This is a genomic window from Pseudomonas sp. GW821-FHT09C10 (assembly GCF_059418085.1).
This window is the reverse complement of record NZ_JBWKPE010000003.1, coordinates 341,750-368,067: the sequence shown is the minus strand read 5'-3', so window position 1 is coordinate 368,067 and position 26,318 is coordinate 341,750. Positions and strand designations below refer to the sequence as shown.

At 62.0% G+C, this 26,318-nt stretch carries 23 protein-coding genes; 10 read left to right on the top strand and 13 right to left on the bottom strand.

Annotated elements, in window-relative coordinates; genetic code table 11:
* Positions 1-89 precede the first annotated feature (89 nt).
* The 6 genes from AC07OT_RS08735 to gap form a co-directional block, all read right to left on the bottom strand.
* Positions 90-491, bottom strand: coding sequence for a YbaN family protein (locus tag AC07OT_RS08735; RefSeq protein ID WP_027605492.1), 402 nt, complete (start codon positions 489-491; stop codon positions 90-92).
* A gap of 168 nt (positions 492-659) precedes the next feature.
* Positions 660-1,268, bottom strand: coding sequence for a biliverdin-producing heme oxygenase (locus AC07OT_RS08730; RefSeq protein ID WP_141155916.1), 609 nt, complete (start codon positions 1,266-1,268; stop codon positions 660-662).
* Between the two features lie 136 nt (positions 1,269-1,404).
* On the bottom strand, positions 1,405-3,978 hold the full coding sequence (locus tag AC07OT_RS08725; protein ID WP_495107896.1) for a TonB-dependent receptor: 2,574 nt from the start codon (positions 3,976-3,978) through the stop codon (positions 1,405-1,407).
* Positions 3,979-4,095: 117 nt separating this feature from the next.
* Positions 4,096-5,064, bottom strand: a complete 969-nt coding sequence (locus AC07OT_RS08720; protein ID WP_098478837.1) for a FecR family protein — start codon at positions 5,062-5,064, stop codon at positions 4,096-4,098.
* A gap of 74 nt (positions 5,065-5,138) precedes the next feature.
* Positions 5,139-5,657, bottom strand: coding sequence for an RNA polymerase sigma factor (locus AC07OT_RS08715; RefSeq protein ID WP_027605496.1), 519 nt, complete (start codon positions 5,655-5,657; stop codon positions 5,139-5,141).
* A gap of 140 nt (positions 5,658-5,797) precedes the next feature.
* Positions 5,798-6,799 carry a type I glyceraldehyde-3-phosphate dehydrogenase gene (gap, locus tag AC07OT_RS08710; RefSeq protein WP_065925864.1) on the bottom strand — a complete coding sequence of 334 codons (1,002 nt, stop codon included), beginning with the start codon at positions 6,797-6,799 and terminating at the stop codon, positions 5,798-5,800.
* A 221-nt stretch (positions 6,800-7,020) separates the two neighbouring features.
* Between gap and edd the strand changes: the two genes are divergently transcribed.
* The 4 genes from edd to AC07OT_RS08690 are packed head-to-tail and all read left to right on the top strand — an operon-like array spanning position 7,021 to position 12,026.
* Positions 7,021-8,847 (top strand): phosphogluconate dehydratase, encoded by a 1,827-nt coding sequence (gene edd / locus AC07OT_RS08705; RefSeq protein ID WP_115487197.1) that lies wholly within the window; start codon positions 7,021-7,023, stop codon positions 8,845-8,847.
* On the top strand, positions 8,844-9,800 hold the full coding sequence (locus AC07OT_RS08700; RefSeq protein ID WP_495107895.1) for a glucokinase: 957 nt from the start codon (positions 8,844-8,846) through the stop codon (positions 9,798-9,800). Before edd ends, AC07OT_RS08700 begins: the two co-directional genes overlap by 4 nt.
* A gap of 32 nt (positions 9,801-9,832) precedes the next feature.
* On the top strand, positions 9,833-10,567 hold the full coding sequence (locus tag AC07OT_RS08695) for a response regulator (protein WP_024077192.1): 735 nt from the start codon (positions 9,833-9,835) through the stop codon (positions 10,565-10,567).
* Positions 10,557-12,026, top strand: coding sequence for an ATP-binding protein (locus AC07OT_RS08690; protein ID WP_027605500.1), 1,470 nt, complete (start codon positions 10,557-10,559; stop codon positions 12,024-12,026). The genes AC07OT_RS08695 and AC07OT_RS08690 overlap by 11 nt, the downstream gene beginning before the upstream one ends.
* Before the next feature lie 62 nt (positions 12,027-12,088).
* Here the strand turns inward: AC07OT_RS08690 and AC07OT_RS08685 are convergent, their stop codons facing one another.
* Positions 12,089-13,018 (bottom strand): AraC family transcriptional regulator, encoded by a 930-nt coding sequence (locus AC07OT_RS08685; protein ID WP_027605501.1) that lies wholly within the window; start codon positions 13,016-13,018, stop codon positions 12,089-12,091.
* A 328-nt stretch (positions 13,019-13,346) separates the two neighbouring features.
* Between AC07OT_RS08685 and AC07OT_RS08680 the strand changes: the two genes are divergently transcribed.
* Both AC07OT_RS08680 and AC07OT_RS08675 read left to right on the top strand, forming a co-directional pair.
* Positions 13,347-13,688, top strand: coding sequence for an antibiotic biosynthesis monooxygenase family protein (locus tag AC07OT_RS08680; protein WP_065925866.1), 342 nt, complete (start codon positions 13,347-13,349; stop codon positions 13,686-13,688).
* Positions 13,689-13,730: 42 nt separating this feature from the next.
* Positions 13,731-13,976 carry a hypothetical protein gene (locus AC07OT_RS08675; RefSeq protein ID WP_027605503.1) on the top strand — a complete coding sequence of 82 codons (246 nt, stop codon included), beginning with the start codon at positions 13,731-13,733 and terminating at the stop codon, positions 13,974-13,976.
* A gap of 125 nt (positions 13,977-14,101) precedes the next feature.
* Here the strand turns inward: AC07OT_RS08675 and AC07OT_RS08670 are convergent, their stop codons facing one another.
* Positions 14,102-14,734, bottom strand: a complete 633-nt coding sequence (locus AC07OT_RS08670) for a flavin reductase family protein (protein WP_495107894.1) — start codon at positions 14,732-14,734, stop codon at positions 14,102-14,104.
* A gap of 177 nt (positions 14,735-14,911) precedes the next feature.
* Here AC07OT_RS08670 and AC07OT_RS08665 point away from each other — a divergent pair, with 177 nt between their 5' ends.
* Positions 14,912-15,667, top strand: a complete 756-nt coding sequence (locus AC07OT_RS08665) for a COG4705 family protein (RefSeq protein WP_065939190.1) — start codon at positions 14,912-14,914, stop codon at positions 15,665-15,667.
* Between the two features lie 288 nt (positions 15,668-15,955).
* Here the strand turns inward: AC07OT_RS08665 and AC07OT_RS08660 are convergent, their stop codons facing one another.
* From AC07OT_RS08660 to AC07OT_RS08645, 4 genes are all read right to left on the bottom strand, one after another.
* A complete protein-coding gene (locus tag AC07OT_RS08660) occupies positions 15,956-17,275 on the bottom strand; it encodes an MFS transporter (RefSeq protein ID WP_065939189.1) in 1,320 nt (439 codons plus the stop codon).
* 167 nt (positions 17,276-17,442) lie between these two features.
* The gene (locus AC07OT_RS08655; RefSeq protein WP_065939188.1) at positions 17,443-18,777 is read right to left on the bottom strand and encodes a sigma-54-dependent transcriptional regulator; all 1,335 of its coding nucleotides are present in this window, start codon (positions 18,775-18,777) and stop codon (positions 17,443-17,445) included.
* Positions 18,771-20,537: a sensor histidine kinase gene (locus AC07OT_RS08650; protein WP_495107893.1), complete on the bottom strand. Its 1,767-nt coding sequence runs from the start codon at positions 20,535-20,537 to the stop codon at positions 18,771-18,773. Before AC07OT_RS08650 ends, AC07OT_RS08655 begins: the two co-directional genes overlap by 7 nt.
* Before the next feature lie 192 nt (positions 20,538-20,729).
* Positions 20,730-22,253: a fumarate hydratase gene (locus tag AC07OT_RS08645; protein ID WP_027605509.1), complete on the bottom strand. Its 1,524-nt coding sequence runs from the start codon at positions 22,251-22,253 to the stop codon at positions 20,730-20,732.
* A gap of 217 nt (positions 22,254-22,470) precedes the next feature.
* On the opposite strand from AC07OT_RS08645, the gene AC07OT_RS08640 reads away from it, so the two are divergent.
* Both AC07OT_RS08640 and AC07OT_RS08635 read left to right on the top strand, forming a co-directional pair.
* Positions 22,471-23,403 carry an iron-sulfur-binding ferredoxin reductase gene (locus AC07OT_RS08640; protein ID WP_141155911.1) on the top strand — a complete coding sequence of 311 codons (933 nt, stop codon included), beginning with the start codon at positions 22,471-22,473 and terminating at the stop codon, positions 23,401-23,403.
* Positions 23,404-23,433: 30 nt separating this feature from the next.
* The gene (locus AC07OT_RS08635; protein ID WP_495107892.1) at positions 23,434-24,183 is read left to right on the top strand and encodes an enoyl-CoA hydratase-related protein; all 750 of its coding nucleotides are present in this window, start codon (positions 23,434-23,436) and stop codon (positions 24,181-24,183) included.
* Between the two features lie 98 nt (positions 24,184-24,281).
* Here AC07OT_RS08635 and pyk read toward each other — a convergent pair whose 3' ends face one another.
* On the bottom strand, positions 24,282-25,733 hold the full coding sequence (pyk, locus tag AC07OT_RS08630) for a pyruvate kinase (RefSeq protein WP_027605512.1): 1,452 nt from the start codon (positions 25,731-25,733) through the stop codon (positions 24,282-24,284).
* A 174-nt stretch (positions 25,734-25,907) separates the two neighbouring features.
* Here pyk and AC07OT_RS08625 point away from each other — a divergent pair, with 174 nt between their 5' ends.
* Entirely contained in the window at positions 25,908-26,282 is a 375-nt protein-coding gene (locus AC07OT_RS08625; RefSeq protein WP_025854787.1) for a tol-pal system YbgF family protein, read from the top strand.
* The last annotated feature ends 36 nt before the right edge of the window (positions 26,283-26,318 follow it).

The window sequence follows — 26,318 nt, the reverse complement described above, 5'->3', positions numbered from 1 at the left end:
CCATTCAGCGCTATGTCTGAAACATCGGCGTAACAAATTAATTCATGAGAGGCAGGCGATGAGCGGTAGGAGAACGGCTACAGCCGGCGTCACACAGGCTGTGCGAGCCGTTCCGGGCGTGACCAGATCCACAGGTTGCCCAGGCTCATCCCGGCAATCGCCAGGTAGATCGGCCAGCCGTGGTCGAGCATCACCAGCATCAGGATGGCGCACAGCAGCATGCTCACGGTGGCGCTGACTTTGGCCCGGCGCGCGATGATCCTGCCGTTGCGCCAGTTGAACAGGATCGGTCCGAACAGGCGGTGGTTTTCCAGCCAGGCACTGAGGCGCGGTGAGCTTTTGGTCGCGGCCCAGGCGGCCAGGAGGATGAACTCGGTGGTGGGCAAACCCGGCACAACAATCGCCACCAGCCCGATGCCCAGGCTGACGTAGGCCAGCAGGCCGAAGAGGATCTGTGCGATTTTCGAGGTGGATTGGGGTTTGCGGGTCATGGTGTGTGCAAAGTAGGGGATAACAAAAGAGTCGGCATTGAAATGCGGTTTAAATGTGGGAGGGGGCTTGCTCCCGATAGCGGTGCATCAGCCAACAAATAGGTACCTGACCCTCCGCCATCGGGGGCAAGCCCCCTCCCACAGTTGATTGCATTTCAATGTGGGCGATCAGGCCAGTTCAGGGGCGCTAGCGTACGCCTGTTCCAGCAACACGGTGAAGCGTACAAACGCATCCACCGCGCCTTTTTCCGCTGCGGCTTCTTCCTCGGCGCTCAATTGCAACGCATCCAGGGTGCGAGTGAAGCTTTTCCAGCCTTCGGCGCGACCACCGGCCGGCTCACCCAGGTGGCGGGCACCGAAGGTTTCGCTCAGGCCCAGGCCTACGGCGCGCTTGATCAGGAACGCCGCGCCCAGCTTGGAACCTTCGGACACGAACAACCAGCCCAGGGCCTCGGCCTTGCTCGGGTTTTTCAGCGCGCCGGGGAACGGTGCTGGCACTTCGGTATCCAGGTCAGCCAGGTCCAGCCTGGCGGCTTCGGCGCGGCAGCGTTCGGCCAGGTCAGGCACGATCTTGATCAGTTCGGCATCGTTGTACAGGGCCACCAGTTCCGACTGGAACAGGTACTGCGCCACTACGAAACGCGCGAAGTTGGCCTGGGTTTCAAACGGCGCGTGGGCCTTCACCAACGCGTCCAGCTTGGTGTGTGGCTCGTGGGTAATCTGGTTCAGGCGCTGGGAGCGCAGGCTTGGGCGTTCTGCGGTAGAAGAAGCGGTCATGAAAAAGTCCTTGAGAAGGGGGAGCGCCTTATGGCCCTTAAAGAGAGCTGTTATCAACTAGACGAACAAGAAGACGCGGCACAGTAAAAAATCCTCACCTCGCCGCTGACATTTCGACGAGGTGAGTCGGGTGTCGTCAGATGTCCCAGATCAGGTTGATCGCAACGTTGCGGCCCGGCTGGGTCAGGCGGTCGAGGTTGGCCGGTCCGGTCACCGCGGCTTCGCCGACACTGTCGTAGCTGCGTACGTCATCCCAGTTCCAGTACTTCTTGTCGGTGAGGTTGTAGAGGCCGCCGTTGATGGTCACGTCCTGGGTGACTTTGTAGAAGGCGGTCAGGTCGACAACACCGAAGCCCGGAGTCTTGAAGGGCCCGCTGGTGTCGCCGTCCGGCGCGTGGAAGGTACTGCTGTCGACGCGATCTTGTTTTTTCACCAGGGTCCAGCTCAACAGACCACCGTAGTTGTCCTGGTCGTAGCCCAGGCCAAACACGCCCTTGAGCGGGTTGACGCTGTTCAGCGGCTCGCCGTTATCGTCGTTACGACCGTAGGCATAGGACACCGAACCCTGGGTGTAGAGGCCTTGCGGGGCGCCGAATGCATCCAGGTTCAGGCGCCCTTTGGCTTCGGCCCCCTTGATGGTGGCGCGCTTGATATTGATGGCCTGGAACTGTTCGACCGTGCCGCCGACGACGGCGTTGTCCTCATCGATAAAGTCGCGGTACTTGTTGTAAAACACGGCGATTTCAAAGGATCCCTCGTCAAACTTGCCGCGAATCCCGGTTTCGATGCCCTTGCTGGTTTCTGGCTTGAGGTCGGGGTTCGGCTCGACGGTGTAGCCCAGGTTGAGGTTTTCAAAGCGGCCGTACAACGCCTTGGCGGAGGGCGTACGGAAACCTTCGGCATATTGGCCGAACCAGGTGTATTGATCCGTCAGGGCGTAAGTCAGGCCGAACTTGGGCGTCACACGGTGCCAGGTTTTTTCCTTGTCGCTCACCGGGTCCGTCCCCGTCGGGTTGACGGTGTTGAGGAACTCCTGGGTCAGCTTGGGTTTGAGCTGGGTGTAGTCGTAGCGCACGGCGGGCAGGAAGGTCCATTTGTCCCAGCTGATCTGGTCCTGTGCGAACAGCGAATACGTGTTGATGGTCGGGTCGGGGAAGTCACTGGACTTTTTCACACTGTCGGAGGCCATCGGGCTGGGCGCGCCGATGGCGGTGCAGCCACTGCCGACGGCCACACAGGTCGCGCCGCCCTCGCGCGAGCCGGTGACTTTCTGCTGCTTGAGGGTAGTGCCGTAGGTCACTTGGTGATCGGCCTCACCGAGGCTGAACGCTTTGTCCAACTGCGCATCGAAAATCCACTGTTTTTCCTGGTACAGCGTGTCGCGGGTGCGCAGGACACGACGACCTGACTGATAGATCTCGGCAGTGGTCTGGTCGGTCTTGGCGATCTGGTAGTTGAGGCTGGTCTTGATCCGGTCGGCAATCGGCGACTCAAGGGCGAAGCTGTTTTCCAGGCCGAAACGTTCGCGGGTAATGGTGTCGTTACCACGGCGATCACGGTAGAGGTTGAAGCCTCGGCCGCCGATGAACGGGCCGCCCACCGCGTTCTTCAGGTTGACGTCGCGATCATCCTTGTACTTCTCATAGGTCAGGCCCAGGCGGTTGTCATCGCCATAGTTCCAGCCGAGCTTGGCCAGGATGTTGGTGGTGCGCGCGTCCTCGGGGTTGGCGCCGGTACGGGCCAGGCCGGTGGCGTTGTTGCCGTCGTAGGATTCGGTCTCATGGCCATTGCGCTGGCTCAGGTGCAGCAAGCCATCGAAGTCCTGCACGCGGCCGGCGACGGTGCCGGAGGTCAACCAGCTTTCGTCGGCGGAACTGTAGCCGGTCTTCAGGCGTGCGCCGACGTCCTGGCCGGGCTTGATGATGTCGTCCGGGTCGAGGGTGAAGTAACTCACGGCGCCGCCGATGGCGCTGCTGCCGTAGAGGGCCGAGGCCGGGCCGCGCAGGATCTCGACGCGCTTGACGATTTCCGGGTCGACGTAGTTGCGGCGGGTCTTGGCGTAGGGGCCGTTGAAGAAGTTGTCGGGCACTTCCACACCGTCCACCTGGGTAAGGATGCGGTCGCCGTCGATCCCGCGGATGTTGAACCCGGCATTGCCGGCGCGGGTGCCTGCGCCGCCGACCGAGACGCCGGGCTCGTAGCGCACCAGCTCACGGATGTTGTTGACGTTCTGGCGGTCCAGTTCTTCGCGATCATGCACGCTGACGGTGCTCGGTACGCTGTTCACATCCTGCGCGTTACGGGTGGCGCTGATGGTCACCTGTTGCAGGTTGAGGGTGCTGCCCGCCGTGCGCTTTTCCAGGACGATGTTGTTGTTGCCCAGCTTGCGGTAGCTCAGGTTGGTCCCCACCAACAGCCGGTCCAGGGCTTTCTCCGGCGACAGGGCGCCGCGCACCCCAGGGGACGACACACCCTGGCCCAGCTCGGCGGGCAGGCCGACTTGCCAGCCGGTCACGCTGGTAAAGGCGTTCAGCGCCGAAACCAGTGGCTGTTGCTCGATGCTGAAGCTGTAGTTGCCGTGGCTGCGGGCGGCGGGTTCGGCGGCAGTGGCGGCAGTGGCGGCCATCACTGGCGAACCGGCCAGCAGGATGGCGGCGGTCAGCAAGGACAGCACGGGGGAGGAGGACCGGCGGTTGAAACGAGAGGACATCGAGAGCGCTCCGGAAGGTACGAATCTTATAGTTGCGAACCGAACCAAATAGGAATCAGTTGCATTGGCTAAGACGAGACGTACCGCCGAAGGCTATCGAGTAAAAATAATTCTCATTTAGTTCAAAATCACCAGCGCGGGGTATTCCGACAACTTCGCTGAGGTGATGTGGGCCAGGGAGCGCACCACATCCAGCGGTTGGTCGAGGCGGTAGTTGCCGGTGACGGCGACGCTGGCGAGCTTGTCGTTGGTGTTGACGATCCAGCCGGGGTAGTAACGACGCAGTTCGGCGAGCACTTCGCTCATCGGGCAGTTTTCGAAAATCAGCCGGCCTTGCACCCAGGCCAGGTCCTTGCTGGCATCCAGCCGGGCCGGTTGGCCAAAGCCCTTGGGCCCGATGCGGATGCTTTCGCCGGCACTCAGGCGCACGCGGGCATCGTCGAAGGTGTTGCTCAGGTCGACATCGCCGCGCTGCACCTGCACCTGGGCTTCGCCGTTGAGGTAGCGCACGGCGAAGGCGGTATCACGCACGCTGGCTCGCACGGGGCCGGCGTCGATTTCCAGGGGCAGGCCATGGCCGGGCATGATTTCGAAAAAGGCTTCGCCCTGGTACAGGCGAACGATCCGCTGGTGGTCCTTGATGCTGCTGGAAAACGCCGAATTGGTGTTCAGCAACACTTTCGAGCCATCGTCCAATTGCAGGCGCTGGCGTTCGCCCACCACCGTGAGATGGTCGGCTTGCAGGCGTACCGGCAGGTTGCTGAAGCTGAACAGGCCGATCAACAGCACGGCGGCGGTGGCCAGCGGTTTCCAGTGCGGCTTGATCCGGCGCCAGCCCCTGGGCTTGCGCGGCGCGGCCAGGGCGACGGCGGCGCTGTGCACCGGCGCGCCACCCCAGGCGGCCTGGGCCTTGCCGAAGGCGTGGACGTGGGCGGGGTCTTGGGCCAGCCAGGCTTCAAACTCGGCCTGCTGCCCGGGCGCTGGGCACTGCAAGGCGATCAGCCAATCGAGGGCCTGGTCCATAGCCGTGTCTTGCAACACCTCATGAGCCAGCTCATGGGGGCGCAGTTTATTCGGGTCCGTCACGGTGTTCCTCGGGTCTTCGCCACGTTCTATTCATCTTTCCTACAGCTTGGGTCGACAATTCTGTCGGCTGAAGCTTAAGGCCGATCCAGTCTTTCGGCCACACCTACACAAATGGCCATGATCAATTTCAGTTCCTTTTGCACGGTGCTCAAGGACACGTCCAACTGATCGGCGATCTCCTGGTAGCTGCAGCCGTGCAGGCGGCTGAGGATGAAAATCTGCTGCTGGCGCGCGCTCAACTGGCCGAGGCTGATGCTCAGGTGTTCAAGCAATTGCTCGGCCTGGGTTGCATCTTCGGGGGTGCTGATGGGGGCGGCGACGCTTTGCAGGATCTCCAGCGGTACATCTTCCTGCAGGGTGCGCGCTTGAATCCTGCGTGAACGCAAGTGATCCAGCGCCAGGTTACGCGCGGTCTGGTAGACGAAGGGTTCGAGGTGATCGATCGGCCGCTCGCTGAGGGCCCGGGTGACGCGCAGGTAGGTTTCCTGCAACAGGTCCTCGGCGGTGCTGTGGTTATTCACCATCCGCTGCAAGGTGCGTAGCAGAATCACCCGTTGGGTGAGAAAGACTTGGTTGAAGCGAGATTGGCTCACAGTGATACCAGACCGATTTGCAGTTAATGATAATGCTTATCATCAACTCAAATGGCAAGTGGCTATTCCTCTGTGTCTACATAGAACAATTGTGGGAGGGGCGGTGCGACGATTCGAATTGCCCCTCCCGCAGGACCGCATTACTCGGCGTTGCACAACGCCAGGCAGTTATCCAGCATGCGGTTCGAGAAGCCCCACTCGTTGTCATACCAGGCCAGCACTTTCAGCAGCTTGCCGCTGACCTTGGTGTGGTTGGCATCGAAGATCGACGACAGCGGGTTATGGTTGAAGTCACTGGAGACCAGCGGCAGGGTGTTATAGCCGAGGATCTTCGAGTGTTGGCTGGCTTCCTTGAGCAGTGCGTTGACTTCGTCGGCAGTGGCGTCTTTCTTCAACTGCACGGTGAGGTCCACCAGCGACACGTTGATCACCGGTACACGCACGGCCATGCCGGTCAGCTTGCCTGCCAGCTCCGGCAGCACCAGGCCCACCGCTTCGGCGGCGCCGGTCTTGCTTGGGATCATGTTCTGGGTGGCCGAACGCGCGCGGTACGGGTCGGTGTGGTAGACGTCCGTCAGGTTCTGGTCGTTGGTATAGGCATGAATCGTGGTCATCAAGCCGCTTTCGATACCCAATTCGCGATGCAGCACCTGGGCGACCGGCGCCAGGCAGTTGGTGGTGCACGAGGCGTTGGAGATGATCTGGTGGGATTGACGCAGGATGTCGTGGTTCACGCCGTAGACCACGGTCGCGTCCGCGCCTTTGGCCGGGGCGGAGATGATCACCTTGCGTGCGCCGGCGGTAATATGGGCGGCAGCCTTGTCACGGTCGGTGAACAGGCCGGTGCATTCGAACACCACGTCGACCTTGTGCGCCGCCCACGGCAGGTCGGCCGGGTTGCGAATGGCACTGACGGCAATCCGGTCACCATTGACGGTCAGGCTTTCCTGATCGTGGGCAACCTCTGCATCGAAAGTGCCGTGCACGGTGTCGTATTTGAGCAGGTGGGCGTTGATCGAGCTGTCGCCCAAATCATTGATGGCGACGATCTGCAAATCCTGGCGATAGCCTTGGGTATACAGTGCGCGCAGGACATTACGGCCGATACGGCCAAAACCATTGATTGCGATACGAAGAGTCATTGGAAAGTGCCTGTCGTCGATTTGTTGTAAGAATTACAAGATTATTCGCATAAAAATAGAAAACAAGCCTTTTTAGTGGCAATATTTTGTTCAATCTACAACGAGTGACCTGAATCAACTGGTCCGATGATCCAAACGACTCTCTGCCATCCCATGAGCTGCGGGCGTTTGATCAGCATAGACACTCAGGTCGCCACATCCGTTAGCCTGGAGTTCTACACATGCATCCCCGCGTCCTTGAGGTCACCGAACGGCTTATCGCCCGCAGCCGCGCCACTCGTGAGGCTTACCTTGCGCTCATTCGCGGCGCAGCCAGCGACGGTCCGATGCGCGGCAAGCTGCAATGCGCCAACTTCGCCCATGGCGTGGCCGGTTGCGGCACCGAAGATAAAAATAGCCTGCGCATGATGAACGCCGCCAACGTGGCAATTGTTTCGTCATATAACGACATGCTCTCGGCGCACCAGCCGTACGAACATTTCCCGGAACAAATAAAGAAAGCCCTACGCGAAGTCGGCTCGGTCGGCCAGTTCGCCGGCGGCACCCCGGCCATGTGCGACGGCGTGACCCAGGGCGAGCCCGGCATGGAGCTGAGCCTGCTCAGCCGTGAAGTCATCGCCATGTCCACGGCGGTAGCGCTGTCCCACAACATGTTCGACGCCGCGCTGATGCTGGGCATCTGCGACAAGATCGTGCCCGGCCTGATGATGGGCGCGCTGCGCTACGGCCACCTGCCGATGATCTTCGTACCGGGCGGGCCGATGCCGTCGGGCATCTCCAACAAGCAGAAGGCCGATGTGCGCCAGCGCTACGCCGAAGGCAAGGCCACTCGCGAAGAGCTGTTGGAATCGGAGATGAAGTCCTACCACAGCCCCGGCACCTGCACCTTCTACGGCACCGCCAACACCAATCAACTGCTGATGGAAGTGATGGGCCTGCATTTGCCGGGTGCCTCGTTCGTCAACCCGTACACGCCGCTGCGTGACGCCCTGACCCGCGAAGCCGCGCACCAGGTCACGCGCCTGACCAAGGCCAACGGCAACTTCACGCCGATCGGCGAGATCGTCGACGAGAAATCCATCGTCAACGCTATCGTTGCGCTCAACGCGACGGGCGGTTCCACCAACCACACCCTGCACATGCCGGCCATCGCCATGTCGGCGGGCATCATCCTCACCTGGGATGACATGGCCGACCTCTCCGAGGTGGTGCCGACCCTGTCCCACGTGTATCCAAACGGCAAGGCCGACATCAACCACTTCCAGGCAGCGGGCGGCATGTCGTTCCTGATCCGCGAGCTGCTTGAAGCCGGCCTGCTTCACGACGACGTCAACACTGTGGCGGGCAAGGGCCTGAGCCGTTATATCCAGGAACCATTCCTGGTCGACGGCGAGCTGGTGTGGCGCGACGGCCCGATCGAAAGCCTCGACGAAACCATCCTGCGCCCTGTGGCGCGCGCGTTCTCGCCGGAAGGCGGCCTGCGTGTGATGGAAGGCAACCTCGGCCGCGGAGTGATGAAAGTCTCTGCGGTAGCGCCTGAGCATCAGATCGTCGAAGCGCCGGCGGTGGTGTTCCAGGACCAGCAGGACCTGGCCGATGCGTTCAAGGCCGGCCAGCTGGAAAAGGATTTTGTCGCCGTGATGCGCTTCCAGGGCCCGCGCTCCAACGGCATGCCGGAACTGCACAAGATGACGCCGTTCCTCGGCGTGCTGCAGGACCGTGGTTTCAAGGTGGCGCTGGTGACAGACGGGCGTATGTCCGGCGCGTCGGGTAAGATCCCCGCCGCGATTCACGTCAACCCCGAAGCCCAGAGCGGCGGGCCACTGGCACGGGTCAAAGATGGCGATATCATTCGCGTGGATGGCGTGAAGGGCACCTTGGAGCTTAAGGTGGACGCCGAAGAATTTGCAGCGCGCACGCCTGCCACGGGCCTGTTGGGCAATAACGTGGGGGCCGGTCGCGAGCTGTTTGCATTTATGCGCTTGGCCGCAAGCTCCGCAGAGCAGGGCGCCAGCGCCTTTACCTGTGCCTTGGAGACGCTTAAGTGAAGCTAGCGCTGGTCGGTGACATCGGGGGTACCAACGCCCGTTTTGCGTTGTGGCGAGATCAGGCACTGCATTCGATCCGGGTGCATGCCACGGCGGATCACCAAAGCCCTGAGGACGCGATCAAGGTCTACCTCAAGGAAGAAGGCCTGCAAATCGGCGAGATCGGTGCGGTGTGCCTGTCGGTCGCCGGGCCGGTGAGCGGGGATGAATTCAAATTCACCAACAATCATTGGCGCTTGAGCAAGACTGCGTTTTGCCAGGCCTTGCAGGTGGATGAACTGCTGCTGGTCAATGACTTCTCGGCCATGGCCCTGGGCATGACTCGCCTCAAGCCCGACGAATTCCGTGTGGTCTGCGAAGGCACGCCGGAACCGTTGCGCCCGGCGGTGGTGATCGGTCCGGGCACCGGCCTGGGCGTCGGTACCCTGCTGGACCTCGGCGCAGGCCGCTTTGCGGCGTTGCCGGGGGAGGGTGGCCATGTCGACCTGCCCCTGAGCAGCCCACGGGAAACCCAGCTGTGGCAGCATATCTACAGCGAGATCGGCCACGTCAGCGCCGAAACCGCCTTGAGCGGTGGCGGTCTGCCGCGTCTGTACCGGGCGATTTGCGCGGTCGATGGCCACACCCCGGTGCTCGACACCCCCGAAGCCATCACGGCGGCGGGCCTGGCGGGCGACCCGGTGGCCATGGAAGTGTTGGATCAATTCAGCATCTGGCTGGGCCGGGTAGCCGGCAACAATGTGCTGACCACCGGTGGGCGCGGTGGTGTGTATATCGTAGGTGGGGTGATTCCGCGGTTTGCCGACTTCTTCATCCACAGCGGTTTTGCCAGGAGCTTCAGTGACAAAGGCTGCATGAGCGACTACTTCAAGGGCATCCCGGTGTGGCTGGTGACCGCGCCGTATTCCGGGTTGACCGGGGCGGGCGTCGCATTGGAGCAGGCGTTTGCCTGACCCGCACCCCCTATAACAACAAGGAGGACCCCGTGAGCGTAATCAGTAAATCGATTCTCCTCGTCGACGACGACCAGGAAATCCGCGAATTGCTGCAGACCTACCTCAGTCGCGCCGGTTTCCAGGTGCGTGGCGTGCCGGATGGCGCGGGGTTCCGCCAGGCGATGAACGAGGCGCCGTGCGACCTGGTCATCCTCGATGTGATGCTGCCGGACGAAGACGGTTTCAGCCTTTGCCGCTGGATTCGCCAGCACCCGCGCCAGGCGCAGGTGCCGATCATCATGCTCACCGCCAGTTCCGACGAAGCCGACCGCGTGATCGGCCTGGAACTGGGGGCCGACGACTATATCGGCAAGCCCTTCAGCCCCCGCGAGTTGCAGGCGCGGATCAAGGCCTTGTTGCGCCGCTGCCAGTTCGGCCAGGAGCGCAGCGGCAATGGCGATGTGCTGGTGTTCGATGAATGGCGCCTGGACATGATCAGCCATCGGCTGTTCCACGTGGATGGCGAAGAGGTGATCCTCTCCGGTGCCGACTTTGCCCTGCTCAAATTGTTTCTCGATCACCCGCAACAGATTCTCGACCGCGACACCATCGGCAACGCCACCCGTGGCCGCGACCTGATGCCCCTCGACCGGATCGTCGACATGGCCGTGAGCCGCCTGCGTCAACGCCTGCGCGACACCGAAAAACCCCCGAGGCTGATCCGCACCGTGCGCGGCAGCGGTTATCAACTGGCAGCCAGCGTGGTTGCCGGCAATGCCCACTGAGCCGCTGAGCGAACGCCGCCGGCGCTTCCCGGTACCGCGCTCGCTGCTGGGGCGCATGTTGCTGCTGACCTTGCTCGCGGTGCTGTTCGCCCAGGCGCTGTCCAGCGTGATCTGGGTCTCGCAGTTGCGCGCCACCCAGCTCGAAGGCCTGGTCACCAGCGCCCGTAGCCTGGCGCACTCGATGACTGCCAGCGTGAGTTATTTCCGTTCGTTGCCGGTGGCCTATCGGCCGTTGGTCCTTGACCAGCTGCGCAGCATGGGCGGCACCCGTTTTGTCGTGACCCTCAATGATCGGCCCCTCGACATGCAAGTGTTGCCGCAAACCCCGCGCAAGCAGGCGGTGCTGGTGGCCGTGGATGAAGTCCTGCGCCAGACCCTGGGCGCCGACGTGCCTATCTCGGTGGAGTTCGTCAGCGCCGAAGACCTGCGCATCTTCAACGCCGGCTTGAAACTGGATGAGTTGCCGCGTTCCTGGGCCCATTACGCGCTGACCCTGGAACCGGTCAACCCGCCGGTATTGGTGACCCAGATCGAACTCGCCCCCGGCGAATGGCTGTACATCGCTTCGCTGTTGCCCGAGCCCTACACCAGCCTTGAAGAACAGGGCCTGCCGTCCCAGCAAGTGTGGTTTATCGTGCTGACCAGCGGCTTTTTGCTGCTGTTCATCGGCCTGCTGGTGCACTGGCAAAGCCGGCCGCTCAAGCGCCTGGCGCGGGCGGCGCGTGACATGTCCCTGGGCGCCGATGTGGAACCGGTGGCCGAAGGCGGCGGCAGTGAAGTGGTGGAAGTGGGCCGCGCGTTCAATGCCATGCGCGAACGCATCAGCCGTTACCTCACGGAGCGCAGCCAGTTGTTCAGCGCGATTTCCCACGACCTGCGCACACCGATTACCCGCCTGCGCCTGCGCGTGGAATTGCTCGAAGACGAGAACCTGCAAACCAAATTCGGCCGTGACCTGGATGAGTTGGAGTTGCTGGTCAAAGGCGCGCTGCAATGTGTGAAAGACACCGATATCCACGAGAACATCCAGCCGGTCGACCTCAACCATGTGCTCGAATGCCTGGTGGAGCCTTATGTGGCCCCCAACGGCAACGGCCGGGTCACCCTGGACGGCGCAGCGGTGGCGGCGTACCCGGGCAAGCCGCTGGCGCTCAAGCGCTGCATCGGCAACCTGATCGACAATGCCTTGAAGTACGGGCAGAACGCCCATTTGCGTATTGAGGACGATGGCGCGGAGTTCATCCTGCACGTCGACGACGAAGGCCCTGGCGTGCCGGAACAGCGCCTGGAACAGGTCTTCGAACCGCATTTTCGCCTGGCCGGCCAGCAGCAGGGCTACGGTTTGGGCTTGGGTATTGCGCGCAATATTGCCCATAGCCATGGCGGTGAAGTGAGTTTGCAGAATTTGCGTGAGGGCGGCTTGCGGGTCACCCTGCAACTGCCTCGAACCCTGGACTGAAAAACACCATTGGACAAATAGGGGAGGGGCAAGCCCCTTCCCACATTTTGATCGTCTTTGTGTCAGACGCTTTGGCGCAGTCGTGCCAAATCCCTCAGCGGCGGTGCCCCAAACAACCGGCTGTACTCCCGGCTGAACTGCGACGGGCTTTCATACCCCACCCGATACCCCGCCGCCGACGCTTCCAGCCCTTCGGCAATCATCAGCCGACGTGCCTCCTGCAAGCGCAGCTGCTTTTGGTACTGCAACGGGCTCATGGCGGTAATTGCCTTGAAACGGTGATGCAGGGTCGAGACGCTGAGGTTCACTTCCTTGGCCAGGTCATCGATGCGCAGCGGTTGTTCGTAGTTGCCATTGAGCCACTTGATTGCCTGGCTGACGCGATGGCTCTGGCTGTTGGCCACGGCAATTTCATACAGACGATAACCCTGGGGACCGCGTAGCAGGCGGTAGAGGATTTCACGGTTGATCAGCGGCGCCAGCATGGCAATGTCTTTGGGCGTATCCAGCAGGCGCGCCAGGCGCAGCACGGCGTCGAGCAACTGGGGATCGATGCGGTCCACATACATCCCGCGCGATGTCGGGCGCGTGGGCACGCCCATGGGGCCGGCCTCGGCGATCAAGGCAGTCAGCTGCGCCGGGTCGATATTGATGCGCACTGACAGGTTTGGATCTTCCGGCGTGGCATCGATGATTCGCCCGGCCACGGGCATCGCCACCGAGAACACCAGGTAATTGAGCGGGTCGTAGGCAAAGATTTCGTCGGCCAGGCGCACTTCCTTGCTGCCGTTGGCGAGGATGCACAACGCCGGCTCCACCAGTACCGGCATGAAGTCACGCGGCGTGTTGTGGCGGTTCAGGAACAGTGACGTAATCGCCGTGCCATAGGAGCCGTCTTCCCAGGTGTGACGATGTACGATGCTCGCCAACTCGGCGCGCTGTTTTTCCGTCTCGGCGTCGAGGGGCATGGACTGATGTTCGGGCGACGGCATAAGGCGTCCTCTGCATGCTTTTTTGATGGGCTCAGCTTAGCGGCGGCTTTTCAAACAGTGTTAGGTCGATTCTGCACAATCCTTGCCTGATCCTGCGACGCGTCGTGAATCAGGCAAGTTCTCGGGCTGTCATGTCCCTGAAACAAGGCGTTTGCCTGTGGAATCGAATCGGCGGTCCCTCCGTCCTTCCTACGCTTCTCGCAGGATTGTGCAATAAGCCTGCAGGAATTGACTAACCGCGCCCGCACCCGCGCCGTTATCTTTGATCCTGTGGCAACACGCCCCCACAGTGCTTGCCGAGCATCACTTCTCAACGGGAGAGTCGAACATGTCCACCCCCATTCCCGCGAGCCATATGGCCTTTATCCGCGCCCGCACCGGGTGCAGCACCGAACTGGGTGCACGCTTGAGCAGTTTGATCGAACCGGGCCGTCAGGCTCAGGGTTGCCTGCAATTTTCGTTGCAGCATTCCCAGGTCGATCCCGATGTCTGGTTGATCTCGGGTTTCTGGAGCAGCGAGCAGGCGATGAGCGCCTACTTCAACTCGCCGGCCCTGATGATCTTCACTGAGCTGTTGAACGACATGGTCGTGCGCAGCATGGACTTCCAGACCTTCACCGATGCCTCCGCCGCCAATGCCTACGGCGAGTACCTGCAACTGGCCGGTTAATGGTTAGAATGGCCAACTTTTCCATTGGCCAGGACCTGCAACATGGCACGTAAACAATTTGCCCACCACGAAGCCGTTTCCGCCGTAGTACCGGGTGAAGGGGGCTACAGCGCCGCCGTCGCCGTCAAGGCACTGGATGGCATGGGCGCCCCGCAGTTTCACAAGATCCTGGATGGACAGACGTTCAAGACTGCCTCCGACGCCGATGATGCCGCCACCGTGCAGCTTGAGCGGTTGATCGGTGTGGATGAAGAGGGTCAATTGACCTGGGCGAGCGCCGCGAGCTGAGCAACGCCGACCCTCTAATGTGGGAGGGGGCTTGCTCCCGATAGCAGTGTGTCAGCCAACAACGATGTTGGATGTGCCATTGCCATCGGGGGCAAGCCCCCTCCCACTTTTTTGGTGTATTTCAGTCAGGGTTGGGTGGCGCCTGGGCGGTACATCTTGAACAACGCCTCCGGGCCCAGCTGGAAGTAATCCGCCGGGCCACCGCCACGCAAAATAGGCTCCGCGGCTGCGGTGTCGTACACCCCATCCTTGAGCAGCCACTTGGCAATGTGCACCGCGACCACCTCGCCCAGCACCAGCCAGCTGGGCACCAACTGCTGGTCGGCGCGCTGCAGTTGGATGATCTGCGTCACCTTGCACTCGAACGACACCGGGCACTCGCCCACTCGCGGCACGCCGACGATTTTCGACGCCACCGGTGTCAGGCCGGACAACTCGAACTCATTCACCTCCGGCGAGACGGCCGCGCAGCTCTGGTTCATCTGCTCGGCCAGCGGGCGGGTGGCCAGGTTCCACACAAACTCGCCGGTCTGTTCGATGTTGTTCAGGCTGTCTTTGCGCCCGACGCTGGAAAACCCAATGATCGGTGGAATGTAGTTGAACGCATTGAAAAAACTGTAGGGCGCCAGGTTCAGGCGCCCGTTACTGTCGTGGGATGAAATCCAGCCAATCGGCCGTGGCCCGACAATGGCATTGAACGGGTCGTGTGGCAGGCCGTGGCCGTTGGCCGGTTCGTAGAAGTGGATATCGTCAGGCATGGCCGGGTTCCTGCTGCGGGGTTCTGGGAGGCCGTCATAGTGCAATCCACGGCGACGAATTTCCATCGGCCCTATGGAATTTTCATTCAGCGGCCACCTATTTTTCACAGCGGCCCGTTCAGTCTGCGCCCAAGGTCGATACCCCCTATAAGACTGAGCCTCGGAGCCTTCTACCGCATGAATAAACTTCCTCAGATCACGCTGGCGTTCTGGGTCATGAAAATCTGCGCAACCACCCTGGGCGAAACCGCCGGGGACTTGTTGTCGATGACCCTGAACGTCGGTTACGCCATCAGCTCGATGATCCTCATCAGCGTGTTCCTGGTCACTCTGGTGACACAACTCTGGTCGAAAACCTACAACCCGGTGCTGTACTGGATCGTGATCCTGTCCACCAGCACCGCCGGCACCACCATGTCGGACTTCATGGACCGCACCCTGGGCCTGGGCTACGCCACCGGGTCGATGATCCTGATCGTGATCCTGATGATCATCTTTGCCTTGTGGCACCTCAGTGGTGACTCGCTGAACGTGAACAAGGTGCAGACTTTCCGAGGCGAGCTGTTCTACTGGATGGCGATCCTGTTCTCCAACACCTTGGGCACTGCGTTGGGCGACTTCCTGGCGGACGATTCGGGGCTCGGCTTTGCCGGTGGCGCCTTGTTGATTGGCTCGACCATTGCCGCGGTGGTGGCGCTCAAGTACTTCACCCAAATCTCGTCGGTGCTGTTGTTCTGGGTGGCGTTTGTACTGACCCGGCCGTTTGGTGCAACCCTGGGCGACTTCCTGACCAAGCCCCATGAAAAGGGCGGGTTGGATTTCGGCACCATTGGATCATCGGCGGTATTGGCGGCGGTGCTGGTGGTGATGATTGTCGGGGCGTCGTATGCACAGCGACGGTATGGCCGGAGCCCGGTAGCAGAGGTGTCCTGATTCAACAGGTGGGAGCGGGCAAACCCCAATGCCAGTCAGTTAAGGAGGAACACTGTAACTGTGGTGAGCGGGCTTGTCGAATCGTCGCACCGCCCGCGTCGGGCTGCGAAGCAGCCCCAAAACACAGCCCCGGACCTGTCTGACACACTGCAGCGCGCTTATTGGGGCTGCTGCGCAGCCCGACGCGGGGCAAGCCCGCTCGCCACAGGTTACTGTGTGCCCGTTCTATCTCTTAACTAACAGGCATTAGGGCTTGCCCGCTCCCACATTTGTTACTGCATCCAACCGTCAGTCCGTGGTGATGCGCGAATGCTTGCGTGTGTCCTTCATGGTCACATAGACCGCCAGCGACACGGCAATACACGCGGTCACATACCAGTAGTAACCGGTTTCCATGCCGATGCTCTTGAACCACAGCGCGATGTATTCAGCGGTACCGCCGAAGATCGACACGGTCAGTGCATAGGGCAGGCCCACGCCCAGGGCGCGGATTTCGGTCGGGAACAGTTCAGCCTTGACTACGGCGTTGATCGAGGTGTAGCCGCTGACGATGATCAGCGCGGCCATGATCAGGAAGAACGCGCCCCACCAGGTCTGGATAGTGTGCAGGGTGGTGAGGATCGGTACGGTGAACAGGGTGCCGAGGATGCCGAAGGCGATCAGAATCGGCCGACGCCCGACTTTGTCCGACAGCCCACCGACGATCGGTTGCAGGCACATGAACAGGAACAGCGTTGCCGCCGAGATCGTGGTGGAGTCGGAAATGCTCATGCCGACGGTGTTCACCAGGTACTTCTGCATGTAGGTGGTGTAGGTGTAGAAAGCCAGGGTGCCGCCCATGGTCAGGCCGACCACGGTCATCAGTTCCTTGGGGTGGCGCATCAAGGTGCGCATGGCGCTTTCCTTGGCTTTTTCCTTCTTGGTGAACGACTCGGTTTCTTCCATGCCGCGACGCAGGTACAGCGCGACCACTGCGCACAGGGCGCCGATGGCGAACGGGATACGCCAGCCCCAGTCGTACAGTTGCTCTGTGGTAAGGATCTGCTGCAGCACGATCAGCACGGCCAGGGCGATGAGCTGGCCGGAGATCAGGGTCACGTACTGGAAGCTGGAGAAGAAACCGCGACGTTCCTTGGTGGCCATTTCACTCAGGTAGGTGGCCGAGGTGCCGTATTCGCCACCGACCGACAAGCCTTGCAGCAGGCGGGCGAACACCAGCAGGATCGGTGCGCCGACGCCGATGGTTTCGTAACCGGGGCTCAGGGCGATGATCAACGAGCCGAAGCACATCAGCAGGACCGACGCCATCAATGCTGCTTTGCGACCCGCACGGTCGGCGTACAGGCCCATCAGCCAGCCACCGATGGGGCGCATCAGAAAGCCCACGGCGAAGATCGCGGCGGTGTTGAGCAATTGGGCGGTGGTGTCGCCTTTCGGGAAAAAGGCTTTGGCGAAGTAAAGCGAGAACGCGGCGTAGACGTACCAGTCGTACCACTCGACCATGTTGCCGACCGATCCGCTGAAGATCGATTTGATCCGGCTTGTGGTGGTACGTTCTTTGGCCGGCGCGGCCGCTGACCCCAGGGGCAAGGTGTTGGAGTTATCCATTGAAGGATCCTTCATCTAGTTGTTTTTATGGAGCGGCGCGAGCGCAGCCTGGCTGGGGCTATAGCAGGAGCTGTGCCAGGTAGATGAAGGCCCGGTCTAGAAGGGGCTGGGGTTTATTTTGAGCGGAAAGTCGCTGATGTTTTTTAGGGTGATGAGCGGAAATCCGCTCATTCATCTTTCAGGAACATGTCCCTGGCCAACCCATGGCGCTGCATCTTTTCGTTGAAGGTGCGCCGTGGCAGCTGCAACTCCGCCAGCACCGCCTTGATATCGCCTTTATGCCGGGTCAATGCGGCCTTCAGGCAATGGGCCTCGAACGCCTCCTGCTGCGCGGCCAGCGATTGCCCGGCTTCGATCCCTTCCGGCTCCGGCTCGCCAAGGCCCAGCACCTGGCGTTCGGCGACGTTGGCCAGCTCACGCACGTTGCCCGGCCAGTCATGGCTGAGCAGGCGGCCCAACTGCGCGCCGCTCAGCGGTTCCACGTTGCGGCCCAAGCGCTCGGCGGCGCTTTGGGCAAAGTGATCGAACAGCAGCGGGATGTCTTCGCGGCGCTCGCGCAGAGGCGGCAGGCGCAGTTGTGCAACGTTCAGGCGATAGGCCAGGTCTTCGCGAAAGCGCCCGGCGCGGGCTTCTTCCAGCAGGTCCGGCTTGGTCGCGGCAATGATGCGTAAATCCACATGAATGCTTTGATTGGAGCCCAGGCGTTCCAGCTTCTGATCCTGCAACACCCGCAACAGCTTCACTTGCTGGGCCAGGGGCATGCTTTCGATTTCATCGAGGAACAGCGTGCCGCCATGGGCGTACTCCAGTTTGCCGATGCGCTTGCCCTGGGCACCGGTGAAGGCGCCGCTTTCGTGGCCGAACAGTTCAGCCTCGAACAGCTGCTCGGGAATCGCCGCGCAATTGAGCGCCACAAACGGTTTTTTCGCACGGGGGCCGAAGTCATGCAGGCAGCGGGCGACCAGCTCCTTGCCGCTGCCGGTCTCGCCACGGATCAGCACGTTGACCGGCAAGGTCGCCAGGTCGAGTACCTGTCGGCGCAGGTTCTGCAAGCCACGGGACACGCCGAGCAGGCTCGACTCCAACTGCGCCCGATGATCGGCCTGTTGGTGCAGGCGGCGGTTTTCGAGGATCAGCCCGCGCTTGTCCAACGCGCGGCGCAGGCTGTTGAGCAAGGCATCGGGGCTGAAGGGTTTTTCCAGGAAGTCGTAGGCACCGTCGCGCATGGCTTCGACGGCCATCGGTACATCGCCATGTCCGGTCAGCAGGATGACGGGCAGGTCGGCGTCACGGCGCTGCACTTCGGCCAGCAGCTCCAGGCCGCTGAGCCCGGGCATGCGCACGTCGCTCAGGATCACTCCGGGAAAGTCCTTGGGCAGTTGCGCCAGGCAGGCTTCGGCGCGGCTGAACAACTGCACCTCGAACCCCGACAAGCTCAGCCATTGCTCGACGGCCGTACGAATGCTGGCTTCGTCATCGACCACAATCACCGCGTTCAACATAAGTCGGGTGTCTCCAGCGCGATAGGCAAGGTCAGGGTAAATACCGCGCCGTCGCCACGGTTACTGGCGCTCAGGCGCCCGCCCAATTCGTGCACGATAGCGTAGGAAACTGCCAGGCCCAAGCCGAGTCCGTCGCCCACCGGCTTGGTGGTGAAGAACGGATCGAACACGCTGTTGAGGTGCTCCTCGGCAATCCCGCCGCCGCTGTCGCTGACCGTGAGTTGCCACAGTTGCTGGTCGGCATGCAGGCGGATTTCCAGGCGTTTGCGGGGTTTGTCGGCCATGGCGTCGAGGGCGTTGCGCAGCAGGTTGATCAGCACCTGTTCGAGGCGGATCGCGTCGCCGCGTACCCAGGCGGGGCGGGTCAGGTCCAGCACGCTGCCGATGGCTTCATCACGCAGGCGCGCGTCGAGCAGGTGCAGGGACTGGTCGACCACGGTGGCCAGGTCCAGGCGTTCGCGCAGGCCGCTGGGGCTTTTGCGCGCAAAGGTCTTGAGGTGGCCGGTCAGCGCGGCCATGCGTGTGAGCATATCGTCCAGCGGGGTCAGGGCCTTGTAGGCGTCGTCCACCCGACCGTGGTCCAACAGCAACCGCAGGGTCGCCAACTGCATGCGCTGGGCGGTCAGGGGCTGGTTGATCTCATGGGCGAGGGCGGCTGACATCTGCCCCAACGCCGCTAATTTCGCCGATTGCACCAGGCCATCCTGGGCAGTGCGCAGGGCCTGGGTGCGCTCTTCCACAAGCTGTTCGAGTTCTTCGCGGCTGCGCTGGCGCAAACGGGCCAGGCGCCAGCGTTGGCTGAGGAACAGCACCAGGAACACCAGCGCCAGCCAGGAGCCGGCGGCGGCAAGGCCGGCGTTGCGCTGGTCTTCAAAGGCGAGCTGGGGTTTGCGCAACAGGTGCAGGGTCCAGCCCTCGGCTTTCAGCGGCAGGGACTCCCAGATGTAATTGGCGTTGCCTTCGGGGCCGTTGACGCGCATCAGGTGGCTGTTTTCGTCGAAGCGTTGCAACGTTTGGGTGTCCAGTGGCTGCAGTTGTTTCTTGTCGTATTGGCGGGTGGCCTTGAGTTCGACCAGGTCGCTGGCCGACAACGGGTGCAGGTTGCGATAACGCCAGCCCGGTTGGTTGGCGATAAACACGATGCCGCGTGCGTCGCTGACCAGCAACAGGTCATCGCCCTGGGCCCATTCGCGCTCCAGCTCAGGGAATTCCAGTTTCACCACCATGGCGCCAAGGAACTGCTCGTGTTCATCCAGCACGGCGCTGGAGAGGAAATACCCCGGGATCCCGGTGGTTACGCCGACCGCGTAAAAGCGCCCGGTGCCCTGGCTCTTGGTCTGGCTGAAATACGGCCGAAACGCGTAGTTGTGCCCGACATAACTGCTAGGCAAGTTCCAGTTGCTGGCGGCCACAGCCAGGCCGGTGCGGTCCATCAACTCCAGGGTGGAAGACTGCGCCGCCCCATTGATGCGTTCGAGCTTACGGTTGAGCAGGTCCTGGGTGCCGGCGTCCAACGGGCCTTTGAGCGCGTTGATCATTTCCGAGTCCAGCGCCAGCACGGCGGGCAAGGCGCGGTAGCGTTCGATCAGGGTGTGCAGGGAATTGGCGTACAGCGCCAGCTGCTGGTTGGCGCGGGCCGCATCGTCCACCAATGCCTGGCGTTCGGCATGGCGCGTGGCCAGGGCCGCGGCCAGCAGCGCACCGGCGATGATCAGCAGGGAGTAGAAGGTCAGGCGCAGCGGGCGAGGGATCACGATCATACGGTGATAGGCAGGCACGGTAAGGGGAGTGCACCATAACATGAGCGGCTTGGGTCTTGTGGTGAGGGGCTGTCGTGGCTGAAGGGGAGAGTGGGCTTCTTGTGGTGAGCGGGCTTGCCATAGGTGAATCAGCAGGCAATAAAAAAGCGACCGGGCCATGGGCCGCGGTCGCCTCAGTCTTGGGGAGGGTGCTTACTGCACTTCTACCGCCAGGCTTTCACTGATCTTTTTCTGCCAGATGGCCGGACCGGTGATGTGCACGGATTCGCCCTTGCTGTCCACCGCAACGGTGACCGGCATGTCTTTCACGTCGAACTCGTAGATCGCTTCCATGCCCAGTTCGGCGAAGGCCACCACACGCGACTTCTTGATGGCCTGCGCCACCAGGTAAGCGGCGCCGCCCACCGCCATCAGGTACACGGCCTTGTGGTCCTTGATCGCTTCGATCGCGGTAGGGCCGCGCTCGGATTTACCGATCATGCCCAGCAGGCCGGTTTGCTCGAGGATCTGACGGGTGAACTTGTCCATCCGCGTCGCCGTGGTCGGGCCAGCCGGGCCAACCACTTCTTCGCGCACCGGATCAACCGGGCCGACGTAGTAGATAAAGCGACCCTTGAGGTCCACCGGCAGGCTTTCGCCCTTGTTCAGCATCTCGACCATGCGCTTGTGCGCGGCGTCGCGACCGGTGAGCATCTTGCCGTTGAGCAGCACGGTTTCGCCCGGCTTCCAGCTCTGCACTTCTTCCGGGGTCAGGGTGTCGAGGTTGACGCGACGGGCCGATGGGCCGGCTTCCCAGACGATTTCCGGGTAGGCGTCCAGCGGTGGCGCTTCCAGCGACGCCGGGCCCGAACCGTCGAGCACGAAGTGCGCGTGACGGGTGGCGGCGCAGTTGGGGATCATGCACACCGGCAGCGAAGCGGCGTGGGTCGGGTAGTCCATGATCTTCACGTCGAGCACGGTGGTCAGGCCACCCAGGCCCTGGGCGCCGATGCCCAGTTGGTTGACCTTCTCGAACAACTCCAGGCGCATCTCTTCGATACGGTTCTGCGGGCCGCGCTTTTTCAACTCGTGGATGTCGATGGATTCCATCAACACTTCCTTGGCCATCACCGCGGCTTTCTCGGCGGTACCGCCGATGCCGATGCCGAGCATGCCCGGTGGGCACCAGCCGGCGCCCATGGTCGGAACGGTCTTGAGCACCCAGTCGACGATCGAGTCGGACGGGTTGAGCATGGCCATTTTCGACTTGTTCTCGGAACCGCCGCCCTTGGCCGCCACGTCCACTTCCACGGTGTTACCCGGGACGATGGAGTAGTGGATCACGGCAGGGGTATTGTCCTTGGTGTTCTTACGTGCGCCGGCCGGGTCGGCCAGGATGGAGGCGCGCAGGACGTTTTCCGGCAGGTTGTAGGCGCGACGCACGCCTTCGTTGATCATGTCGTCCAGGCCCATGGTGGCGCCATCCCAACGTACGTCCATGCCCACGCGCACGAACACGGTGACGATACCGGTGTCCTGGCAGATCGGGCGATGGCCGGTGGCGCACATGCGCGAGTTGATCAGGATCTGCGCGATGGAGTCACGGGCTGCCGGCGATTCTTCGCGCAGGTAGGCCTCGTGCATCGCCTGGATGAAATCAACGGGGTGGTAGTAGGAAATGAATTGCAGGGCGTCGGCAACGCTCTGAATCAGGTCGTCTTGCTTGATCACGGTCATGAGTCGCGCTCCTCTATAAGGGAACATTCAATAAAGGTGGGCTCAGTGGGGTGCATCGGTCGGCTGAGTCCACCTTTCCAAGGCACGCCAAGTGGTGCAGGCGCGACGCTAAAAAGGCGCGGCAGTATAACCCGGCACGGTGGCCGATACACCCGACTATGGTCAAACTGTCGCAGGCATGATTCCCTGTGCGCACCCCTTGTGATCGAGCCCTGCTATGCCTGAACTGTACGTCGGTGAACGCCATTGGTCGGTAGCCACCGGCAGCAACCTGCTGGATGCCTTGAACCAGGCGGGTGTGGCCGTGCCCTACAGTTGCCGGGCCGGCAGTTGCCATGCGTGCCTGGTGCGGTGCCAGGGCGAGGTCGAGGACCGTCAGCCCGCTGCCTTGAGCCCGGCACAACGCCAGGAGGGCTGGCGCCTGGCGTGCCAGTGCCAGGTGATCGGCGATCTGCAGGTCGAGGCGTTCGACCCGCTGCGGGACGGCCTGCCGGCCCTGGTGGTGGGGGCCGATTGGTTGAATGCCTCGGTGCTGCGCCTGCGGCTGCAAGCGGAGCGTGGACTGCGGTATCGCGCCGGGCAGCACCTGGTGTTGTGGGCCGGGCAGGTGGCACGGCCTTATTCCCTGGCCAGCCTGCCTCAGGAGGACGCCTTCCTGGAGTTTCATATCGATTGCCGTCAGCCCGGCGCATTCAGTGATGCCGCGCGCGCGTTGTCGGTGGGTGATCGCCTGCGCCTGGGAGAACTGCGTGGCGGCGCCCTGCAATACGATCCCGACTGGCAATCCCGGCCGCTGTGGCTGCTGGCTTCCGGTACCGGCCTGGGCCCTTTGTGGGGTGTGCTGCGCGAGGCGTTGCGCCAGGATCACCAGGGCGCCATCCGTATGATTCACCTGGCCCATGATGCCGACGGTCATTACCTGGCCGAGCCCCTGGCCGAACTGGCTGCGCGTCATCCGAACCTGACGGTGGAGCTGTGGACTGCGGCCGAGTCGGCCCAGGCATTGGCGCAACTGCGGCTTGTTTCCCGGCAAACCCTGGCCTTACTCTGCGGGCATCCTGTCAGCGTCGAGGCCTTCTCCAAGCGGCTGTTCCTGGCGGGGCTGCCGCGCAATCAACTGCTGGCCGATGTGTTCCTGCCCCGTGGTTGAGTGCTGAATTCCACTGCCGTGAGATTCGCCATGACCGACGCCATCCTGCTGCAACACGAGCGCGGGCTGCTGACCCTGCAGCTCAATCGCCCGGATAAGAAAAACGCCCTGACCCGAGCCATGTACAGCCAATTGGCCGAGGCGTTGGAGCAGGCCGATGCGGACCCGCAGATCAATGCCGTGCTGATCCAGGGCAGCAGCGAGTGTTTTACCGCCGGCAACGATATCGGCGACTTTCTTGAACAGCCGCCCAGCGACCTCGACAGCCCGCCGTTTCACTTTATGAAAAGCCTGCTCAACTGCCGCAAGCCGGTGATCGCAGCCGTAGCGGGTGCTGCGGTGGGTATCGGCACCACCCTGCTGCTGCATTGCGACCTGGTCTACATCAGCCGCGATGCACGGTTGCGCATGCCGTTCGTCAATTTGGGGCTATGTCCGGAGTTTGGGTCGAGCCTGATCCTCCCCCGTTTGCTGGGACACGCGAAGGCGGCTGAACTGCTGTTGCTGGGTGAGGGCTTCAGCGGCGAACAAGCGGCCGCGTGGGGGATTGCGACCGAAGCGTTGGGCAGTGGCGAGGCGGCGTTGGCCAAGGCGCGGGAAATGGCCGAGCGCTTTGAAACCCTGGCGCCGGGAGCGGTGCAGGTCTGCAAGCAGTTGATGAAGAGCGTGGACCGGGAGCAGTTGCGGCAAGTGATCGAGGAAGAGGGGGCGTTGTTTGTGCAGCGCTTGAAGTCGCCGGAAGCGATTGCGGCGCTGTCGGGGTTTATGGACAGGCGTTAACCCCATGTGGGTGCGACGATTCGACATGCTCCCTGCCACACGGAAAGCAAAAAGCCCCGCCATTCACATGGCAGGGCTTTTGTTTTTCAGCCTGTCACTCAGACCATTGGGTCGCCAACGTGCAGGATCTTCATGCCGTTGGTGCCGCCGATGGTGTGGTAGCTGTCGCCTTTGGTCAGGATGACCCAGTCACCTTTCTCCACTACGCCGCGCTTGATCAACTCGTCGATGGCCGCCTGGCTGACTTCATGGGGCGGCAACGACGCCGGGTCGAACGGCACGGTGTAGACGCCACGGAACATGGCCGCACGGGCCTGGGTTTCGCGGTGCGGGGAGAACGCGTAGATCGGTACCGAAGAACGGATACGCGACATGATCAACGGCGTATAGCCACTTTCGGTCAGGGCAATGATCGCTTTCACGCCCGGGAAGTGGTTGGCGGTGTACATGGCGGCCAGGGCAATGCTCTGGTCGCAGCTTTCGAACACTTTGCCGATGCGGTGGCTGGAGGTCTTGCTGGTCGGGTGCTTTTCGGCACCGACGCAGATACGCGCCATGGCCTGCACGGCTTCCAGTGGGTACGGGCCGGCGGCGCTTTCGGCCGAGAGCATCACGGCGTCGGTGTAGTCGAGCACGGCGTTGGCCACGTCGGACACTTCGGCGCGGGTCGGCATCGGGTTCTGGATCATCGACTCCATCATCTGGGTCGCGACGATCACCGCTTTGTTGTGGCGGCGCGCGTGCAGGATGATCTTTTTCTGGATGCCGATCAGCTCGGCGTCGCCGATTTCCACACCCAGGTCGCCACGGGCAACCATCACGGCGTCGGACGCCTTGATCAGGCCGTCGAGGGTTTCGTCATCGGCCACGGCTTCGGCGCGTTCGATCTTCGCCACCAGCCAGGCGGTACCGCCGGCTTCGTCGCGCAGTTTACGGGCGTATTCCATGTCGGCGGCATCGCGCGGGAAGGACACGGCGAGGTAGTCCACTTCCATTTCAGCGGCGAGCTTGATGTCGGCCTTGTCTTTTTCAGTCAGGGCCGGGGCGGTCAAGCCACCGCCGCGACGGTTGATGCCTTTGTGATCGGACAGCGGACCGCCGATGATCACGGTGCAATTCAGTTCGGTCGGGGTCGCGGTGTCTACGCGCATCACCACGCGACCGTCGTCCAGCAGCAGCTCGTCACCGACGCCGCAATCCTTGACCAGGTCCGGGTAGTCGATACCCACGACGTCCTGGGTGCCTTCGGTCAGCGGGTGGCTGGTGGAGAAGGTGAATTTGTCACCGATCTTCAGCTCGATACGCTTGTTGGCGAATTTGGCGATACGGATTTTCGGGCCTTGCAGGTCACCCAGCAGTGCGACGAAGCGGCCGTGCTTGGCGGCCAGGTCACGCACCAGCTTGGCGCGAGCCTTGTGCTCGTCCGGGGTGCCGTGGGAGAAGTTCAGACGGGCAACGTCCAAACCAGCCAGAATCAGCTGTTCGAGGACTTCCGGCGAGTTGCTGGCCGGGCCAAGGGTGGCGACGATTTTGGTACGACGGACGGACATGCACAGACTCCTGAGTTCAAGCGCTGAGGAAGGCTACTATGCTCTTTGGTTGTAGTCATTGTTCGTTTGCACTACTTATCGACGATTCGCTTGTTTTCGCGCCGGTTGAATAGATGAACATCCTTGAAGATTTTTGACGAGGGGTCGATACACTGCACAAGACAGGAGAACTTCATGCGAATTTTGCTCATTGCTGCCCTGGCCGTCAGTGTTGTCGGCTGCACCCGTTGGTCGATGGACCACCATTTGAACAATGCCTACCGTGCATACAAGGTCGGTGATTGCGAGCGCGTCACCTTGGAGCTATCCCAGGTCGACCGCGAGAGCCGTACACGGCGTTATGTACAACCGGAAGTTTCGATGTTGCGCGGGCAATGCCTGGAACGCCAGAAACTGTTCGTCGACGCCGTGCAAACCTATCAATTCATCATTAACCAGTACCCGTCGAGCGAGTATGCCTACCGTGCCCGCGCGAGGCTGGATACCTTGCAGCAACTGGGCCATTACCCCGGTGCGAGCGTGGCACAGCCGCGGCCTGCCTCTTTGTAATGGCATTCGTCATTTAATAACTGGCCCGTTGCCAGT